This is a genomic window from Chitinophaga skermanii (assembly GCF_003259335.1).
In the GTDB taxonomy this organism is placed as follows: domain Bacteria; phylum Bacteroidota; class Bacteroidia; order Chitinophagales; family Chitinophagaceae; genus Chitinophaga; species Chitinophaga skermanii.
The window spans coordinates 80,004-92,646 of the sequence record NZ_QLLL01000006.1 but is presented as its reverse complement, the minus strand read 5'-3'; the positions used below and the strand labels follow the sequence as shown (position 1 = coordinate 92,646).

The window sequence follows — 12,643 nt, the reverse complement described above, 5'->3', positions numbered from 1 at the left end:
CTTAGTTCGGCAACAAATATAATTGTAATTTATTATGTTTACTATTTGAATTTTCAATTATTAATAAAAAATCCTAGCATTCTGGCAAACTAATCGGGATATTCACAGCCAAACCTCCGTCAGATGTTTCTTTGTACTTCGAGTTCATATCCAAGGCGGTTTCCCACATTGTTTTAACCACAGCATCTAATGATACTTTTGCGAGCTCTGGGTTGGTATGTAATGCCAATTGCGACGCTGTAATGGCTTTAATGGCGCCCATTGTATTGCGTTCAATACAAGGCACCTGTACCAGCCCGCCAATTGGATCGCAAGTCAATCCCAAGTGGTGTTCCATCGCAATTTCTGCGGCCATTAAGGTTTGACGTTGGGTACCACCCAATGCTTCTGTAAGCGCAGCTGCAGCCATGGCCGACGATACGCCGATTTCCGCTTGGCAACCGCCCATAGCGGCCGATATAGTAGAACGTTTCTTGAAAATACTACCAATTTCTGAGGCGGTTAGCATGAATTGCAAGATTTTATCATCGTTTAAACCGTCGCAGAAGGTAATATAATATTGTAAAACCGCTGGGATTACACCTGCAGCACCATTGGTAGGAGCTGTTACTACGCGCCCGAAAGAAGCGTTTTCTTCGTTCACGGCTAGTGCGAAACAGCTTACCCAATCTAGTGTATAAGCAAAGTGGTTGCCACCATCGCGGATGGCTTGTACCCAGGTAGTATAATCGGAATATGTTCTGCCTTGAAGGAGCTTTTTGTTCAGGGCAGCTGCTCTACGTGCTACTTTCAGCCCGCCGGGTAATTCGCCGGTAGTATGGCAGCCACGGTAAATACAGGCTTGCATTACTTTCCAAATGTTTAGTACGCCGGCGCGGGTTTCTGCTTCAGAGCGCCAAGCGCTTTCGTTTTCCATCACCACTTCCGAAATAGAATAGCCGGTTTTGATACACCATTGTAGCAGTTGTTGGGCCGTATCGATGGGGAAGGGAAGGTCAACCGATTGGGAAGCTCCGCCATTATCGCCTTCTTGCACCACGAAACCACCGCCTATGGAGTAGTATGTTTCAGCAATTTGCTCTTCGTCCGAAAAGCTAACGAGCAATGTCATAGCATTCGGGTGGAAGGGGAGCGATTCGTCGTATAAGAACTCGAGGTCGATTAAGGGATCAAAATCAATTTCGTGGCGACCATTCAATACTAACTTCTTGTTTCTCCGGATATCGTTGATCTTGGAGTCGATCATATTCACATCGAAAGTAACAGGATCGTCGCCGGCAAGACCTAATTGCACGGCAATATCGGTTCCGTGCCCATGGCCTGTTTTAGCCAATGAACCGTAGAGCAAGATTTTAACTTGGACGACGTCGGTCAACCTATTTTTAGCTTCTAAGCTTTGCAGGAATCGCATGGCGGCGCGCCATGGACCTAACGTATGCGAGCTAGACGGGCCTACGCCGATCTTGAAAATATCGAAAACAGAAATGCACTCGTGTGCCACGGGAATTAGATTTTATTGTTGTTCAAATGTAAGCATAGTTTACCTTCTACCTATGCAAAGAGATGTGAAATAAAGGTATTATGGGCGTTCGAACAAAAGTATATGATAAAAAATGACAAGATTATAATAAAACAGCGGCCCAGGCATGCTGGACCGCTGTTATGTATGATGTATAAAACCTTGTAAGAATTTACTTCGCGTTGGTTACTTTCACCGTGAAGATAAGTGGTGTATTGCGCGGGATAGAACCGGCACCATACTGGCCATACGCGTAAGGGCTAGGAAGAATCATGTAGATTTCGCCGCCTACTTTTAATTTAGGAATAGCGAGTTTCCAACCTTCTATCAAGCCCGACAAACCGAATTCTTTACCGGTGCCAGAATCGAACGTAGAACCGCTGAATAATTTACCTGTGTAGTTAACAGTAACGGTAGAAGTAGCAGAAATAGCCGCACCCGTACCAGGATCTTTAATTTGGTAGTAGTAACCTTTAGGATCTTTTGTTAAGCTATCTGTCAACTTATTGTCAGTAATATATTTTTGGATCGCTACATCTTCAATAGCGATTTGTGTTTCTTTATTGAAAGATGAAACGAGTTTTTTAGCTTCTAATTCGAAGAAAAGAGGTGTTTTACCAGGGTATTTAGCATTACCGGTTTGACCGAAAGCTAAAGGCGAAGGTACATACACTTGGATTTTACCGCCGATTTTTACTTTAGGGAAAGATAAGCGTAAGCCGCGGATGATGGTGAATACGTAGTTAACAGCACTATCAACCTTTTCGATGTTCGTTTCGCTACCTACTAAGGTACTTCTGTAGCCGTAGTTAATTTCGCAAGAATCGATAATGGTAGCACCTGTACCTGGTTCTATTACTTTATAGTAGAAGCCGGCAGGGTCTTTTGTGAAACCGGTGATATTTTTAGCAGTGAAATATTCTTCGATTTTTTGGTTGTCGATACGGATTTGGTCTTGTTCGTTATAATCATTCTTGTTACAGGCAACAAATAAAGTGGCCATGGCGAGCCCAACGATCCAAAAGAAATGCTTCATACAATAATGCTGATTTTGATAATAAAAATATGTTTGCTTATTTAATGTCTATCAGTTTTAATTCACAGAATAAACTGTTATTGGGAGGTACGAGTCCATCCACCCCTACATTCCCAAAAGCTAAATAGGGGGGAATATATAACCAAATTACGCCACCTTTCCCAATTTTCCGCAACCCGATTTGCCAGCCAATAATATGATCTTTCAGTTTACGGTTGTTAAAAGAAGTGGGAATCCCTTGCGAGTTTTCAATCTCTTTATTTTCAGGGATAAGTACCATTTTATATGAAATGATGGCGACGCTGTTGGAGTTCACCATTTCACCGGCATTGCCTTCCTCGATTACTTTATAGTACAAACCGGAATAATCGCGCAATACACCCTCAATGTTCTTGGATTGGATATATTTCATGATAGCGGTATCGCCAGCTTGCCCGGGATCATTATAATCCATCACTGCGCTTTCATTCTTCATACAGCTCGTAAAAGTAAGGCAGGCAACAACTAGCAGGAATAAAATTCTTTTCATCGAAATAAGAGTTACCGTTAAATACGTTTACATGTGTTCTATGTTGAAACGTGGAGCAACTAAATAAAGTTACACGCCAATATGAAAATAGTACGAAAAACTGCATAAAAAAAGCGCCCGCTGTAAGAAACGGGCGCCTTGTATAGTTGATGAGGATCGTCGATTAGTAATCCATACCCATACCATGACCGCCTGGCATTGCAGGAGCAGCTGATTTAGGTTCTGGTTTATCAGCGATAACGCATTCTGTAGTTAACAACATACCTGCAATAGAGGCAGCGTTTTCTAAAGCGATACGGCTAACTTTAGTAGGATCGATAACACCGGCAGCAAGCATTTTTTCGTATTTCTCAGTACGAGCGTTGAAACCGAAGTCACCTTTACCTTCTTTCACTTTCTGTACTACGATAGAACCTTCGATACCTGCGTTAGCAGTAATTTGGCGTAATGGTTCTTCGATCGCACGTTTAACGATAGCGATACCGGTCATTTCATCTTCGTTATCACCTTTCAATTTATCTAAAGATTCGATAGCGCGGATGTAAGCAACACCACCACCTGGTACGATACCTTCTTCAACGGCAGCGCGAGTAGCGTGTAAAGCATCGTCTACGCGATCTTTCTTTTCTTTCATTTCTACTTCTGTAGCAGCACCTACGTATAATACAGCCACACCACCGCTTAATTTAGCAAGGCGTTCTTGTAATTTTTCTTTATCGTAGTCTGATGTAGAAATTTCGATTTGACCTTTGATTTGACCAATACGAGCTTGGATATCGGCTTTTTTACCTTTACCACCTACAACTGTAGTATTGTCTTTATCGATTGTTACAGATTCAGCACGACCTAAGTAAGTTAAGTCAGCATTTTCCAATTTGTAACCTTGTTCTTCGCTGATAACGATACCTGCAGTGAGGGTAGCGATATCTTGCAACATTTCTTTTCTTCTGTCGCCGAAACCTGGCGCTTTTACAGCAGCCACTTTCAAAGTACCGCGTAATTTGTTAACTACTAAAGTAGCTAAAGCTTCACCTTCTAAATCTTCAGAGATGATCACTAATGGAGCGCCTTGTTGTGCAACTTTTTCAAGAATGTGCAAAATGTCTTTCATCGCGCTGATCTTCTTATCGTAGATCAAGATGTAAGGATTTTGCAATTCAGCTTGCATTTTTTCGCTGTTCGTGATGAAGTATGGAGAAAGGTAACCACGATCGAATTGCATACCTTCAACAACTTCTACAGTTGTGTCAGTACCTTTTGCTTCTTCTACAGTGATAACGCCATCTTTGGTAACTTTTTGCATGGCTTGCGCAATCAATTTACCGATTTCGTTATCGTTGTTAGCAGAGATAGTAGCTACTTGTTCGATTTTTTTATTGTCGTTACCAACTTTTTCAGATTGTTTAGCGAGGTTCGCTACGATTGTTTTAACCGCTTTGTCGATACCACGTTTTAAATCCATTGGGTTAGCACCGGCAGCTACGTTTTTCAAACCTTCGCCGATGATAGCTTGCGCCAATACTGTAGCTGTAGTTGTACCGTCACCTGCGATATCTGCAGTTTTAGACGCTACTTCTTTCACCATTTGCGCACCCATGTTTTCAATTGGGTCTTCTAATTCGATTTCTTTTGCCACCGTAACACCATCTTTAGTAACACCTGGTGCACCGAATTTTTTCTCGATAACTACGTTACGGCCTTTTGGTCCGAGGGTAACTTTAACGGCATCTGCCAAAGTATCAACGCCTTTTTTCATTTTGTTACGAGCGTCGATATTGAAGAATATTTGTTTTGCCATGATCTGTAATAATTTAAGATTGAATTGTGGAGTAGTTTTTAGCTGGTTTCCGTGTGGAATTAAACGATCGCTAAAATATCTGATTCACGCATGATTAAGTAATCTACGCCTTCAAGGCTGATCTCAGTACCTGCATATTTACCGTATAATACAGTGTCGCCAACTTTAACAGTAACCGGCTCGTCTTTTTTACCAGGGCCAGCAGCAACTACTGTACCTCTTTGCGGCTTTTCTTTTGCAGTATCTGGGATGATGATGCCACCAGCGGTTTTCTCTTCTGCTGCTGCAGGTTTTACGATCACCCTGTCAGCTAAAGGTTTAATACTTAATTTCTTAGCCATATTATTGTTGTTTTAAAACAGTTTTAAACAAAGTATAGTTGAATGTCTCTCGCTTGCACGAGAATTATGCCAATGGCACGATAGAGCCAAATTTGCAGTTCGCAAAGATAGAAATAAGGCACAAATGTAGAAATGTCTGGCATACATTACCAAAAATGTCAGGCCCTAATTCTCCCATCTGCCAAAATTCCAGTCACCTCGCCCTCCCCAAAAATCGTAAACCCCACAAAATCATCATTTTAACAAACCATTCTAAAACCAAATTTTTGCAAGTAAGTATTATAACGTAGATTTGCGGCCATTTTCCTTTAGCGTACATGATTAGTAGAAGAAACATCAGGGTTAAGGTTATGCAAACATTGTATGCACTCGATACAATGGAGCCAGGCACGGTAAAACCGGGCACTGCCACAAGTTTGCTTAACGAAAAGTTAGATCAAACAAGCATGGTATTCACCTACCTCTTGTATTCCGTTGCCAGCGTTGCGCTGTATGCAGAAACGGATTCCCTCACCAGGTCGTCAAAACACCTGCCGAGCGAAGCTGATCTCAACGTGAACACAAAAATCGCAGGTAACGAGTACATCTACCAGTTACTAAACGATAAAGGGTTCCAAGTGAACCTCGACCAGTGGAAACTGAAAACTTTGCCCAACCCAGAGTTGACGCGCAAACTATATACGCAGTTGACTGAATCCGAGGCTTATCAAACCTATATTGCCGAGCCTGCTCGCAATAAAGCAGGTGAAAAGCATATCCTCGAGTATATTTTCAAGGAAATCTTGGAAAAAAGCGAAGAATTCATGCAACACATGGAAGATACCTTCCTCCATTGGGGCGATGATGCCGGTATGATGGCATTGTTAGTCAACAATTACTTCAATAAACCCCAATTATTCAATTTCCTCCAGCTGATCAGCAAAGAGAAAATCGACTATGCAAGGGAATTATTAGCCACCGTGATCGACAAAAAAGAGTATTGCCTTGAACTCATCAAGCCAAAACTCCAAAATTGGGACCCGGAACGTATCGCGGCTGTAGATATGTTACTGATGGAAATGGGCGTGTGCGAATTCTTGTACTTCCCTACGATTCCTACGAAAGTAACTATCAACGAATATATCGACCTCGCAAAGGCTTATAGCACACCACAAAGTGGCCAATTCGTAAACGGTATTTTGGATAATATCCTGAAAGACCTCGAAACGGCTCACCAAGTGAAAAAGGTCGACCGCGCAAAAAAATAGAAGAATTGTTATTGCAACTAGCGATATAACATTACTTTTACGGCCGTCGAACCCGTATTTTGGAACGGAATCGACTTTAGCCCAATATTTTTTACGCAAAATTGCCTGTGCATATGAAAACTTTCTTTTACACTTTAGCGTGTTGCGTGATGCTGGCAGCGTGCCAGTCGAACACTAAAAGTACGCCCGCAACCGAAGGTACAGCTGCAACAGCTGATACCGCTAAAGGATTCCCGACAATGACCTTTGAAAATCCAGAGCACGACTTTGGAAACATTACACCGGGCCAAGTGGTAGAATATAATTTTAAATTCGCCAACAACGGTACAAAGGATTTGATCATTGAAGACGTGGTAACGAGTTGTGGATGTACCGTGCCAGAATGGCCGAAACGCCCTATTAAACCAGGAGAAACAGAGTATTTGAAAGTGCGTTTCGACAGTAAAGGCAAAGCGGGGTATCAAGAAAAAGACATTACGATCAAAGCAAATACAGAAGAACCTTTGTTCCAAGGAGCAAAGATTACAGCTACGATCGTAGCGGAGAATTAATTATAACAACAACAAACTATTATTACGATGTACATTAACTTGCTCAATGCGACCGTTCTTGGTCAAGCGCAAGGCGGCGGTTTCGGCGGCTTTGGTTCTTTATTGTTTTTAGGAGGTATGTTCTTAGTGATGTGGCTTTTCATGATTCGCCCTCAAACTAAGAAAGCGAAAGAGCAAAAACAATTCATCGATAACTTACAAGAAGGCGATAAAATCGTTACTATTGCAGGTATCCATGGTAAAATCAAGAAAATCAATCCTGAAAATAATACCTTGACAATCGAAGTATCTACAGGTACTTATTTAACCATCGAACGCGTGGCTATTTCTAAAGAATACTCAGCTACTGTTAATGCAGCAGCTACAGCAGAAAAGAAATAATCTTTTTTCGATATAAGAAAGAAATCCAAATACGTTGCGTATTTGGATTTTTTTTATCTTAACAGTTCAAATCAGAACTTACCATACCCTTATGCGAATCATTGGATTAACAGGTGGCATTGGCTCGGGTAAAAGCACCGTGGCAAAGATTTTCGAAGTATTGGGAATCCCCGTTTATTACGCCGATACGGCAGCAAAGAATATTATGGAAACAGATCCCCAACTCGTTTCCCAAATCCGCGACTATTTCGGTGGCAACGCCTACGACGACCAAGGCAAGCTAAACCGTAAATACATCGCCAATATCGTGTTTCACGACCAAGAGCAACTCGATGTACTCAACAGCCTTGTGCACCCAGCCACTATCCGCGATTCGGAACGTTGGGCAAAGGAACAAAACGCCCCCTACGTACTAAAAGAAGCCGCTTTACTCTTCGAAAGCGAATCATTCCATCATACCGATAAAGTGATTACCGTGTTCGCCCCGGAAGTATTACGTATTCACCGCGTTATGCAACGCGATGGTGTGTCGAGAAACGATGTATACGCACGTATGTACAAACAAATGGACGAAAACATCAAGAAAAAATTAGCGGATTACGTGATCTACAACGACGAGCAACAAGCCGTTATCCCGCAAGTTTTAGCCATTCATGAGCAATTACTGAAAGGATAGTTTAACGTAACATTAAGAGTTTTGCTTGTAGTTTTAAGGCGCTATTCTATGAACATTCTATGATGCGACTTTTACCTGTTATCCTATTGCTATTATGCAGCTGCTTATATGCTGAAATACATGCACAATCCCAAGTACAAGGGGTGGTGATGGACAAAACCAGTGCTCCGATCGATGCCGTTAGTATACAAAACCTACATTCTAAAAAAGGTACCATCAGCGGTGTAACAGGCACCTTTTCCATCGATGCAAAGGTGGGAGATACTTTGTTGTTTATTAGGATGGGGTTTGAACCTAAGCAGCACATCGTACGGAACCTTCAAGCTGCCATGATTATAATGGCAGAAACCGCCTTCACCTTACGCCCGGTACAAATTACCGGCAAAAGCTACGAAACCGACTCCATTCTTCGGCGCAAAGAATACGGCAATATGATGACGTATAAATTGCCTCACTGGACAAGGGTGGTAAATATTATTCCCCCGGCAGTGAATATTAATAACCTTTACCGCGTACTCCAATTTCAAACCAATAAGAAGAAATTCACGTTCAAAAAACGTTTGCTAACGTACGAACAGGAGAAATATGTAGATCATAACTTCTCGGAAGACATGATTGCAGCGCGTACAGGTTTCAGAGGCGATACTTTACAACAATTTATTCGGCAATACCGGCCTAGCTTCCAGTTTTTACAAGATGCAGCACCATACGATTTATTGAATTATATCAAAGTGTCGCAAACAAAATTCCTCGATAGTCTTCAACAAGTCTCTAAATAAAGAAACCCTTCCAATGCTTACTGGAAGGGTTTTTAGTAATGTATAGTTGCATAGGAGCAATTACAATTATTGCAATTTCGCTAACCATTCTTTTAAACGTTTCGCTGCTTCTTCTAATTTATCCATGCTGGTTGCATACGACATGCGGATGCAATTAGGCTGTTGAAACGCACTACCCGTAACGGTTGTAACGTGTGCTTTGTGAAGAAGGTAAGCACAAAGATCGTCGGCATTATGGATGGTTTCACCTTCAAACGATTTACCAAAGTACGCGCTAATATCTGGGAACATGTAAAATGCACCATCAGGATTGTTTAACACGAGGCCCGGGATTTCACTCAAGGCATTGTGAATGAAGGTTCGACGTTTCTTGAATTCTTCTACCATGGCAGTAGCCGTTGCCTTATCGTTCAATAAAGCTGCTACAGCGGCATGTTGCGTGATAGATGACGTGGCAGATGTAAATTGACTCTGGATCTTATCGCACGCTTTTGCTATTTCCAGCGGTGCTGCTAAGAACCCAAGTCGCCAGCCTGTCATGGCAAAGCCCTTACTTAACCCGTTGATAATGATCGTACGATCTTTCAACGTGCCAAATTGTGCAATGCTTTCGTGCTCGCCTACGTAGTTAATATATTCATAGATCTCGTCGGAAATGATAAAGATCTCGGGATGTTTTTCGAATACATCAGCCAATGCTTTCAATTCTTCCTTGCTGTAGATAGAACCTGTTGGGTTACAAGGCGAGGAGAACATGAAAAGCTTTGTTTTAGGCGTGATGGCCGCTTCCAGTTGTTCCGGCGTAATTTTGTATTGATTTTCAAGGCTGCATGGCACGAATACCACTTCACCTTGGCAAAGCTTTACTAATTCGGAATAAGTTACCCAGTACGGGGTAGGAATGATCACTTCATCTCCAGGGTCTACAATACTTAATACCGCGTTGGCTAAGCATTGTTTTGCACCTGTCGATACAACGATCTGTTCCGGTGTGTAATCCAGGTTGTTATCGCGTTTGAATTTTTGCGCGACTGCCTTTTTCAATTCCGCGATGCCGGCTACGGGTGTGTAATGTGTAAACCCGTCGTCTATTGCCTTTTTTGCTGCGGTGCGAATATGGTCGGGGGTATCAAAATCGGGTTCACCGATGCTGAGGTCGACAATATCGATCCCTTGTGCTTTCAGCTCCCGGCTCAGCTTCGCCATCTTAATGGTTTGCGGCTCCGAGATGCGTGATAATCTTTCTGCCAGTTTCATGTTGAATGTTTTTATGGGTTGACCGGGGCAAACCTACTGCAAAAAGTTGAATGCACAAGGTTTGAAGGGATTTCAAATATAGATTTATTGAATGAATTGAGTTAGCAGCTTGTGGACGGCGGCGGGTTTGTATTATTCGCTATGATCCTATTTGTTACTTTCTTTGCTTCTCCAAAGAAAGTAACCAAAGAAAGGAGGAAAAACGGCGAAAGACTGCGTCGCCGTTTTATCGGGATGTGGATGGGGCTTGGGTGCTACTGTGGTGAAGGGCGTTAGGTCTTTGGGGGGCGTGTTTTGTTGGGGGGGAGGAGGAATAATAATACAACACCCCGGCATGCAAGCATACCGGGGTGTTGTTTGTATATTTTATATAAGCTGTGTACCTATTATTGAAGGGCCATTCTGCTTAATTTGATAGCGGTGTTACCTGTACCACCTACTTTACCTGTAAGTACGAAGTTGTCGATGTAACCAGCGGCAAATTGTACGCCTTTCAATTCAGCGATAACGGTGTCGGCATTGTGGTCTTTTACGATTACGTTGCTGTATACAGCATCAACATTCGTAAATTGACGAGCATAGGCGCTACGTACATTTGCATATTCAGCACTTTCTACGATTCTATTAGTACCTAAGTAAAGATCTATTGCCGGCATGCCTTTGCAAAGGTTCCAGAAGCGGATGTTTGCTTTGGTAGTGCTAGCTTTTGAGAAGTCTTCTTTCCAAGATTCGCTGCGTACTGGCGCGTTATCATATAATACTACTGCCCAGTAGCTTCTTGTAGAGTCGATTGCCAAAGAAGCGTCTGCATCCGGGTATGATGCACCTGCTTTAGTTTTGAATTGGATCAAGTGATTACCTGGATCGAAGCCACCAGGTACGATGCTTGTTACGATCGCCGGGATGCTGCCGCTTGTATTCAATAATTTGTTGTTATCGTATACGTTTAAGCTGTCACCGGTTGGTGCTGCAAAGAAAAACTGTACAGCAGAAGCGTAACTAACAGAACCTGTGTCATTAGATTTTAAGCATGAAGAAAAGCCTGCAATTCCCACGAAAGCAGCCAAAGCAGCTGCAAGACGAAACTTTTTTGTTAACATGTTGCTCTCTTGTGTTTATTGAATGATTGATGTTTTTTATTTATTGATCATACGTTACCCGGTAACGCGATAGATCCGGTTGATACTTCTTTGTACGATGCAACTCGTATTCGTAGATGATCTCTCCCAATGCTTTTAGAAATGGTTTCCCTACTTCGTCAAATTGATAATGCTCCCCGCTCAATATACCGTTCTCATTTACATACAGGTTTGCCGACAATAGAAATTCTACCTTGTTCTCAAAATCCACTACATACGCCACATCCGAAATAAAGCCCCAAGCCCATCCCGGCTTGTTGAATATCCGTATGCCACGTGGTATGTTCGCCGTGCTATCTCCCCCGAATAATAAGAACTTCACATAGGCATGGTGAAACTCCTTGGTATCGTACTTAGGAACACTTGTTTCCGTTGGCAACTGCGACATGTACTGGTATAAAAATCGGTAGTCGTTGTCTGTTAAACGAAATCGTTGCGCAGATGTTACACTTCCAGGAAAAATTATACTGCGAAGTATAGAATGCAAGTCTACCAAGTTAATTTCATTCTTCAAAGCAAAGTCCATCGGCTCCTTCATCAATTCTCCCTTATTATTATAATAGGCCAGCCCAATTAAATCATGTTTTTCTGTAAACACGATATGGCTTTCTTGTGCCGGCTGGCGATAGATTTCCTTTCCATCTTTTATGAAATACACCTCGTTTGTACGAGCATTGGCTGCCGGTGGCAAAGCAACATCTAAACGATGCCGTATTTGAACACCAGGGTAGCCTTTTTGCCATAAACCCTCGTTAAAACGCTGTTGCCCCACGAATTCGTATAACCTGTTAAAGGCATCATTATCGCTCACAAGGAAGATCTTTTTAATGTAATGCCCGATAGATGGGGCATTTCCTGGTGCAGTTACATCAAATTTAACAGCCGGTGAGATACCCGGTAATTCGGCCGTATACATGGGTGTATTCTTGTCTAAGTCTTTGATATTCATATCATTTAACTTCTCTAAGGCTAGTAACGCTGCCGGAAGCTTCACAGTAGAGGCTGGATAGAAATATCGATTTGTATCAACATTATAGTGGTAATCTGTAAAAGTTGGATTATTTTGCGCATCCCGGTCGATTTTTGTGTAAATCACCTGCAGCCTATACTTATGAAGGTGGTGCGTAACTGTATCCAACCGGGGATCACGCATGAGATCATGTAATAAATTACTGTTCCGATTTGGAGGGAAACTATTTTTTTCCATATTTTTAGCGGTATTACACGCAATTGCAAAAAAAACTGATATTGCAACGGCGTACAAACGATAGTAGCACATAGGTTGTATATTAAATTTCCTGGAACTGTTCAAAATCAATCATATAGCGGTTTTTCATGAGTTTTCTACAGGGCTTTAATATATCAATTTAAATTCTATCTTTGCAACTCT

13 protein-coding genes are annotated in these 12,643 nt (G+C 42.1%); 5 read left to right on the top strand and 8 right to left on the bottom strand.

Annotation, left to right across the window (positions count from 1 at the left end; translation table 11 throughout):
• Window positions 1-73: 73 nt before the first annotated feature.
• From LX64_RS16135 to LX64_RS16115, 5 genes are all read right to left on the bottom strand, one after another.
• Window positions 74-1,501: an L-serine ammonia-lyase gene (locus LX64_RS16135; protein WP_111598719.1), complete on the bottom strand. Its 1,428-nt coding sequence runs from the start codon at window positions 1,499-1,501 to the stop codon at window positions 74-76.
• Window positions 1,502-1,691: 190 nt separating this feature from the next.
• Window positions 1,692-2,555 (bottom strand): FKBP-type peptidyl-prolyl cis-trans isomerase, encoded by an 864-nt coding sequence (locus tag LX64_RS16130; RefSeq protein ID WP_111598718.1) that lies wholly within the window; start codon window positions 2,553-2,555, stop codon window positions 1,692-1,694.
• A 37-nt stretch (window positions 2,556-2,592) separates the two neighbouring features.
• On the bottom strand, window positions 2,593-3,084 hold the full coding sequence (locus LX64_RS16125; protein ID WP_111598717.1) for an FKBP-type peptidyl-prolyl cis-trans isomerase: 492 nt from the start codon (window positions 3,082-3,084) through the stop codon (window positions 2,593-2,595).
• A gap of 163 nt (window positions 3,085-3,247) precedes the next feature.
• On the bottom strand, window positions 3,248-4,882 hold the full coding sequence (gene groL, locus LX64_RS16120; RefSeq protein WP_111598716.1) for a chaperonin GroEL: 1,635 nt from the start codon (window positions 4,880-4,882) through the stop codon (window positions 3,248-3,250).
• A gap of 59 nt (window positions 4,883-4,941) precedes the next feature.
• On the bottom strand, window positions 4,942-5,223 hold the full coding sequence (locus tag LX64_RS16115) for a co-chaperone GroES (protein ID WP_111598715.1): 282 nt from the start codon (window positions 5,221-5,223) through the stop codon (window positions 4,942-4,944).
• A 350-nt stretch (window positions 5,224-5,573) separates the two neighbouring features.
• Here LX64_RS16115 and nusB point away from each other — a divergent pair, with 350 nt between their 5' ends.
• The 5 genes from nusB to LX64_RS16090 all read left to right on the top strand — a co-directional run bounded on the left by nusB (window position 5,574) and on the right by LX64_RS16090 (window position 8,857).
• Entirely contained in the window at window positions 5,574-6,470 is an 897-nt protein-coding gene (gene nusB, locus LX64_RS16110) for a transcription antitermination factor NusB (RefSeq protein WP_245952708.1), read from the top strand.
• A 113-nt stretch (window positions 6,471-6,583) separates the two neighbouring features.
• Window positions 6,584-7,021, top strand: a complete 438-nt coding sequence (locus LX64_RS16105; RefSeq protein WP_111598713.1) for a DUF1573 domain-containing protein — start codon at window positions 6,584-6,586, stop codon at window positions 7,019-7,021.
• A gap of 27 nt (window positions 7,022-7,048) precedes the next feature.
• The gene (yajC, locus tag LX64_RS16100; protein WP_111598712.1) at window positions 7,049-7,402 is read left to right on the top strand and encodes a preprotein translocase subunit YajC; all 354 of its coding nucleotides are present in this window, start codon (window positions 7,049-7,051) and stop codon (window positions 7,400-7,402) included.
• Window positions 7,403-7,493: 91 nt separating this feature from the next.
• Window positions 7,494-8,078, top strand: a complete 585-nt coding sequence (gene coaE, locus LX64_RS16095; protein WP_111599091.1) for a dephospho-CoA kinase — start codon at window positions 7,494-7,496, stop codon at window positions 8,076-8,078.
• Between the two features lie 59 nt (window positions 8,079-8,137).
• On the top strand, window positions 8,138-8,857 hold the full coding sequence (locus LX64_RS16090; RefSeq protein WP_111598711.1) for a hypothetical protein: 720 nt from the start codon (window positions 8,138-8,140) through the stop codon (window positions 8,855-8,857).
• Window positions 8,858-8,923: 66 nt separating this feature from the next.
• Here the strand turns inward: LX64_RS16090 and LX64_RS16085 are convergent, their stop codons facing one another.
• The 3 genes from LX64_RS16085 to LX64_RS16075 form a co-directional block, all read right to left on the bottom strand.
• On the bottom strand, window positions 8,924-10,114 hold the full coding sequence (locus LX64_RS16085) for a pyridoxal phosphate-dependent aminotransferase (protein WP_111598710.1): 1,191 nt from the start codon (window positions 10,112-10,114) through the stop codon (window positions 8,924-8,926).
• Window positions 10,115-10,500: 386 nt separating this feature from the next.
• Window positions 10,501-11,214 (bottom strand): DUF4397 domain-containing protein, encoded by a 714-nt coding sequence (locus LX64_RS16080; RefSeq protein WP_111598709.1) that lies wholly within the window; start codon window positions 11,212-11,214, stop codon window positions 10,501-10,503.
• A gap of 40 nt (window positions 11,215-11,254) precedes the next feature.
• Window positions 11,255-12,460 (bottom strand): serine hydrolase, encoded by a 1,206-nt coding sequence (locus LX64_RS16075; RefSeq protein ID WP_158538642.1) that lies wholly within the window; start codon window positions 12,458-12,460, stop codon window positions 11,255-11,257.
• Window positions 12,461-12,643: the final 183 nt, after the last annotated feature.